2 protein-coding genes are annotated in these 7088 nt (G+C 74.2%); both read left to right on the forward strand.

The features are described from left to right. Positions 1–48 precede the first annotated feature (48 nt). Positions 49–5952, forward strand: coding sequence for an Ig-like domain-containing protein (locus VJR25_RS13930; protein ID WP_324116024.1), 5904 nt, complete (start codon positions 49–51; stop codon positions 5950–5952). A gap of 21 nt (positions 5953–5973) precedes the next feature. Then, entirely contained in the window at positions 5974–6936 is a 963-nt protein-coding gene (locus tag VJR25_RS13935; RefSeq protein ID WP_324116026.1) for a MoxR family ATPase, read from the forward strand. The last annotated feature ends 152 nt before the right edge of the window (positions 6937–7088 follow it).

A 7088-nucleotide genomic window follows, 5' to 3' on the forward strand; every position in this document is an offset into this window, starting at 1 on the left:
ATGGCTCGTCGCGGAGCCCTGCTCGCTGCCCTCGCGGCAGCGGCGGCCGTGGCATCCATCGTCGCGGTCAGCATCGTGTGGCCCGGCCTGGACGCCAAGCAGACACCGCCCGCGGACACCGCGGTCTGGGCGCTGCAGACCGGCACCGGGCGCCACTACGCGCGCGTGAACACCGCCGTCGGTGAACTCGACACGGTGCGCACGATCGAGAACCCCACCTCGGTCGCGCAGGTGGGCGCGAGCGCGTTCCTCTTCGCCGACAGCTTCGGCAAGCTCGCGCGCATCGACCGGGCCCAGCCGGTGGACCTCGACGACCAGGCGCTGCGGCAGGCGGCATCCACGCCCGCAGGCACCGTCGACGCAGCCGTCGCGGGGGACTACGTCGCGTATCGCACCGACGCCGGCGCCGTTTACGCCGGGCGTCTGTCCGGCGGCGCGCCGATGCTCGTCGAGCCGTCCGGCCACCGGTCCGGCGCGCGCGGGTTCAGCGCGGAGGCGGTCACCGTCGACGACGCCGGCACGGTGTTCGCGGCATCCCGCACGTCGGGCATCGTGCTGCGCTACAGCATCCCCGCGGGCGCCGAGAGCGGACAGGATGCCGCCCCCACGCTGCCGGGGGCGAGCGACAGCCTGCAGATGACGGCAGCCGGCGGCACGTGGTTCCTCGCCGATCAGGATGCCGGGCGCCTGTGGTCGAGGAACGGCTCGCGTGCCCTGAGACTCGTCGGCACCGTCGCCGTCGGCGTCCCGTCCGCCGCCAGCCCGGCCGCCTGGATCGCCGACGACACCGGCCTCGTGCGGGTGCCCGCCGACGGCTCCCGGCCGGTGCGGGTCACCGGCGGCGGCACGACCGACCTCGGCGCCCCGGCGCCCCCCATCGTGCACGACGGCACCGTCTACGCCGCCTGGCTCGGCACCGATTCCGGAACGCTGTGGCGCGCCGCCGAGGGTTCCGCGGCGCCGGGCAGCGGTTCCCGCGCGCTGTCGTACGGCAGCCGCGTCCTGCCCGACGACCGGCGCCCGGTGCTCACCGCAGCGGGGTCCAGCGTCATCCTCAACGAGACCCGGTCGGGCTGGGTGTGGGATGCCGCGACCGGCCGGCTGCTGCCGTCGAGCCAGGACTGGACCCTCGGCGCCCGCACCAATCCGGTGTCCGATCAGTCCCAGCAGCGTGCGCCCGTCGTGATCGACCCCAAGCCCCCCGTCGCCGAACCGGACAGCTTCGGGGTGCGGGCCGGAAGCCTCGTGCCCCTGCCCGTGCTGCTGAACGACCACGACCCGAACGAGGACGTGCTGAGCATCGACCCGGGCTCCGTGGCGGGGCTGCCCGCCTCGTTCGGCACCGTGTCGGTCGTGGACGACGACCAGCGGCTCGTCGTCCAGGTGGCGCCGGGGGCCACCGGCACCGCGACCTTCCGGTACCGCGTCACCGACGGCACGGCGGCCGGTTCCGGCGGCGGACTCTACTCCGCGGATGCCACGGTCACCCTCACCGTGCGGCCGGCGACCGTCGAGACGGCGCCGCAGTGGTGCGGCGTGCCCGGATGCCTCGCCGACTGGCCGAGCCCGCAGGTGGCACCCGGCGGCACGGTCACGGTGCCGGTGATGGACGGCTGGGTCGATCCCGAGGGCGACCCGGTGCTGCTCCTCGGTGTCGACGACCCGAGCGGGGTGGGCACCGTCGCGACCACGCCGGCCGGGGACGTCGTGTTCCGGCATCCGGACCCGTCCGAGACGCAGGCGCAGGTCATCCCCCTGACGGTCGTCGTCGGCGACGCGCGCGGCCGCACCACCACCCGCACCCTCACCGTGCGCGTGGTGCCGCGGCCCAAGCTCAGCGCGCAGTCGTTCACCGTCGTCGACGCGCACGCGCAAGGGCTGAGCGTCGACACCGGACCGCATGTCACCGGCACGGCCGGCCGCCTGTCGCTGTCGAGCGTCCGGGTGCTGGACGACGCACCCGCCGACGCCGTGCCCACCGCCGGCACGACCTCGTTCGACTTCACGGCCTCGCGGCCCGGCACCTACCGGGTCGCGTACACGGTCACGGACGGGACGTCGGATGCCACGGCCACGGCCCGGGTCACAGTACTCCCCGCGAACGCGCCGCCCGACCTCGCGACCGCTCCGGTGACCGCCTTCGTGCGTCCGAAGCAGGACGTCACCCTCGACGTGTTCACCGCGGTTTCCGATCCGACGCACCGGGTGCTGCTGCTCAGCGACGTCTCCCCGCATCCCGCCCCCGGCGCGAACATGTCCGTGGATGCCGTCGGGCAGAACTACCTGCGCATCTCCGGCTCCACCGCCACCGGGGCGCCGGGCCTTCTCGGCACCGTGAAGTACACCGTGTCGGACGGCTCGGGGGGAGTCGGCGGCTCCGTCACCGGCCAGGCCACCGTGTACCTGCTGCCGCCCGCCCCCGAGGTGGCCCCGATCGCCGTGGACGACCAGGTGGTGGTGCGGGTCGGCACCCAGGTCGACATCCCGGTGCTCGACAACGACGTGTCCACCTCCGGGCAGGCGATGACGCTCGACCCGGCATCCGTGCGCTCGCTCGGCGCGGCGGGGCACGGGTCGCTCGCCTTCGCGTCCGGTCGCGTGCTGCGCTACCTCGCCCCCGACAAGCCGGGACAGTACCGGGTGCGGTACGCGGTCTCCGCCGCCGGCGCACCGAACCTCACCGACTCGGCGACCGTGCGCATCACCGTGATCGGAGACGGCTCCAACCGCGCCCCGCGGCCGGGCACGCTGGAAGGTCGTGTGCTCACCGGGCAGCAGACGACGATCCCGTTCCGCTCGTTCGGGGTCGACCCCGACGGCGATGCCGTGACCCTCGACCGCATCCTCACCCAGCCGGCATCCGGGTCGGCCGCGATCTCGCCGGACGGCTCGTCGATCGTGTACACGAGCGTGCCCGGCTTCCACGGGCAGGCGTCGTTCAGCTACCGGGCGCAGGACTCGTTCGGCGCGACCGGCACCGGCACCGTGCGGGTCGGCGTGCTCGACGCGCAGGCGAATCCGAGCCCGGTGACGTTCACCGACGACGTCGACGTGCAGGCCGGCAGCGGCAACGCGGTGCGGATCTCCCCACTGGCGAACGACGTCGACCCGACCGGCGGCACCCTCACGCTCAAGGACGTGCGTCCGGATGCCGTGAAGACCCTCGCCGACGGCACCCCCAACCCGGAGTACGCCCGCCTCGCCGCCCGGCTGCGCCGCGTCGGCTCCGGTCAGGTCGCCGTCACCGCGGGCGAGGACCCCGGCACGATCTCCTATCTGTACGACGTGCAGAGCTCCACCGGCAACACCGCGCGCGGGCGCATCGTCGTGCAGATCGTGCGCGCCGCCGTGCCCGACTACCCGGTGGTCACCGACACCGCCCTCACCGCGGTCGACCGCGACCGGTTCCCGCAGGGCGTCGACGTCGTCTCCGGCCACGTCGCCTGGACCGGCGGCGACCCGTCGACGCTGACGCTGAGCCTGTGGGGAGACCCGGCCGGGGTGACGGCGTCCGGCCACCGCATCAGCGGCCGGCTCACCGACGAGGCCCGCCTCATCCCGTTCCGGCTCTCCGGGCGCACGCTGGCGGGGGAGAAGGTCACCACGTACGGCTTCCTGCGGATCCCCGGTGCGAACGACCTGCCGCTCACGCTGAAGCCCGGCCTCGCGCCGCAGCGGGTGCCGGAGAACGGCTCGGTGACCTGGCGCATGGCCGACCTCGTCGCGCTGCCCTCCGGCGCCGCCCTGCAGGTGCAGCCCGGTGCCACGGCCACCGGCGCGCGGCAGCACGCCCGATGCACGGTGACGGGCGGCGCGGTGACCTACACGGCGGGAGCCGGGGCGCCGTGGGCGGATGCCTGCGTCGTGTCGGTGCGGCTGGCCGGCCAGGCGGACTGGACCCACCTCTCCGTGCCGATCCAGGTGATGGCCGCGTCCCCCGTGCCGCAGCTGAACGCGGCCTCCGTCACGGTCGGGCCGGGGCAGACCTCCACATATGACCTGAAGGACCTCACGGCCTGGCAGGGCCGCGCCGACTGGGCGCACATCGTCTACACGGTCGCCTATGCCGGCGCCGACTTCACGGTCACGCACACCGGGTCGACCCTGCGGATCACCGCGGGGGATGCCGCGAGCCCCGGCGCCGAGGAGGTCGCCGTCGTCGGGGTGACCAGCTCGCCCGGCGTCGCCCCGGCCAGGCTCATCCTGCGGGTCGGAGCGGCGCCGTCGGCGCTGCCGCAGGGCGGAACGGTGGCCGCGCAGTGCACGCAGGCATCCGGATCGTCGTGCACGATCCGCGTGGTCGGCGCCCCCGGGGAGCTGAACCCGCTGCCGCGCACGCCGCTGCAGGTGGTGTCGGTGACGTCCGAGTGCAAAGGCGTGGCCTTCGCGGTCGCCGGGCCCGGTGAGGTGCGGGCGACGTGGAAGGCCGACACTCCGGGCCAGCAGTGCACCGCGTCGGCCGCGGTGCGCGACGCGCAGGGCCGCATCACGCCGCCGAGCGCGGCGGCGCAGGTGCAGCTGAACCTGCAGGGGTACCCGCAGGCGCCCGCGGCCGTCACCCAGGTGGCGTACGACGACGGCACCCTGAACCTGCAGGTCAGCCCCGGCGCGGCCCAGCGCGCGTGGCCGGCGATCACCGGATTCGTCATCCGCTCCGAGGGTCAGGTGGTGTCCACCTGCACCCCGGACGGCACGTGCAGCACGATCAGCGCACCCAACGGCGAGGAGCGCGTCTACACGGCGACATCCCGCAACGCCGTCGGCGAGTCGCGCGGCAGCGTGTCCACGAGCGGGTGGGCCTACGACGCCCCGCAGGCTCCGGCATCCGTCACCGCCACGCCCGTGCCCGCGGGCGACGCGGGCGGCGTGGTGTCGCTGCGGATCGACGGCATCGAGGCCGACCAGACCGGCTCCCTGCACATCACGAGCGCGACCGGCGACACGATCGACGTGCCCGTGCACCGCGGCGACACCTCGCTCACCGTGCCCCGCTACACCGTGGGCAGCAACCGCGCGACGACCATCACCGTCACCCCCACGTCGCGGTTCCCCGTGCCGCCGGGGCTGGAGGGCACGTCGAGCGGACAGTCGCGCTCGACCCTCGGCAACGGCGTCGGCGCGCCGCAGAACCTCGGCCTCGATCTCACCTCGCAGGCGTCCGGCGACACGGCCACGCTGACGGCGTCGGGATCCGCGGACCTCAACGGCGACGGCTCGGTGCTGCGCTACGGCTTCGTGCTCGACTCGCAGGCCTGCCAGGCGACCGGATCGGCCGACACGGCCCGGTTCACGGTGCCGGTGGGCCGCACCTACACGGTCACGGAGTGCGTCGAGTCCTGGTTCGGCGGCCAGCTGTTCGCGAGCTCGCAGGTCTCCCGCCAGATCACGGTGAACCCGGATGACGCGCCCCCGACGGGGTACACGTTCGTCGTCGGCCCGAAGCCGGACCTCGCGTCGGGCGGCGCGCAGTGGCTGATCTCCGCCACGCCGACGTCGTCGACCGACAACCCGCCGCCGGGCGTGACCACGCAGTTCTCCGGGTACCCCTCCACGGTGATCGGCTCGGACCCGGGCATCAGGGTGTGGCACGCGTGGGGCAGCTGGCAGAGCCGGTCGGCACTGGTCGTGCCGGCGTCCGGCAGCGCCCCGTACCAGGTCGCCGCGAACTGGCGCGTGTCGCAGTGCACCGGCGGATCCGCGCTCGCCGCGACCGGCACCTCGACCGACGGGGCCGCGAAGATCACGTTCACCCTCGATTCGGCGGACATCGTGTACCGGGATGCCGACGGGCGGCAGCTCGCGACGACGGTGCCCGGTACCGTGCCGTATGGTGCGACCAGTGTGGAGGGCATCCCGGTGACCGCCGACTGGTCCGGGCGCTCCTGGGGCCTGGATCCCGCCACCACCACGTTCGGCGGGGACTGCGATCCGGGTTCCCCGCCCGTTCCCTGACCTCTCCACGAAAGCAGGCACATGACGATCTCGCAGGACCAGGCCACATGGTTCGCCCAGACGTTCCGGCAGCTCGCCGAGAACGTCGAACGCGCCGTGCTCGGCAAGCGCGCCGTGGTGGAGCTCGTGCTCACCGCCGTGCTCAGCGAGGGACACGTGCTGCTGGAGGACGTGCCCGGCACCGGCAAGACGTCGCTGGCCCGGGCGCTCGCGCAGTCCGTGCAGGGCACGAACACGCGCATCCAGTTCACGCCCGACCTGCTGCCCGGCGACATCACCGGGATCACCGTGTACGACCAGAAGTCGGGCGAGTTCACCTTCCACGCCGGCCCGGTGTTCGCGAACGTGGTGCTCGCCGACGAGATCAACCGGGCGAGCCCCAAGACCCAGGCGGCGCTGCTCGAGGTCATGGAGGAGGGCAGGGTGACGGTGGACGCCGTCAGCCGCGCCGTGGGGTCGCCGTTCCTCGTGATCGCCACGCAGAACCCCATCGAGCAGGCCGGCACCTACCGGCTCCCCGAGGCGCAGCTCGACCGTTTCCTGATGAAGGCGTCGCTCGGCTACCCGGACCACGCCGCGACCCTGCGCATCCTCGACGGCGCCGCCGTGCCGACCGCGGAACTGGATGCCGTCGTGACCCCGCGCGCGCTCACCGAGATGGCCGAGCTCGCGCACGGGGTGTACGCGAACACGCTGATCCTCGACTACATCGCCCGGCTGGTGGATGCCACCCGCCAGGCGGAGCAGGTGCGGCTCGGCGTCTCGATCCGCGGTGCGCTGGCACTCACCCGCGCCTCCCGCACCCGCGCCGCCTCGCAGGGGCGCACCTACGTCACCCCCGACGACGTGAAGGCGCTCGCCGTGCCGGTGCTCTCGCACCGGCTCATCCTGCATGCGGAGGCCGAGTTCGACGGCGTCACGGCCGACGCCGTCGTCGGGCAGACGCTGCTGGACGTGCCGCCGCCGACCCAGCGGGAGGCGTAGCGCGTGTCCCCGCGCACCGTCACCGCCGCCCCCGGCCCGGCCGAATCGTCGTCGGGTGCGGAGCTCACCGCCACGCGCACCGTGGTGGCGCAGAGCGCGGTGCGCGCGCCGGTGCTGGTGCGGGCGACCGCGGCGACGGCGGCGGGGGTCGT

This window comes from Microbacterium sp. (genome assembly GCF_035277845.1).
Classification (GTDB): Bacteria; Actinomycetota; Actinomycetes; order Actinomycetales; family Microbacteriaceae; genus Microbacterium.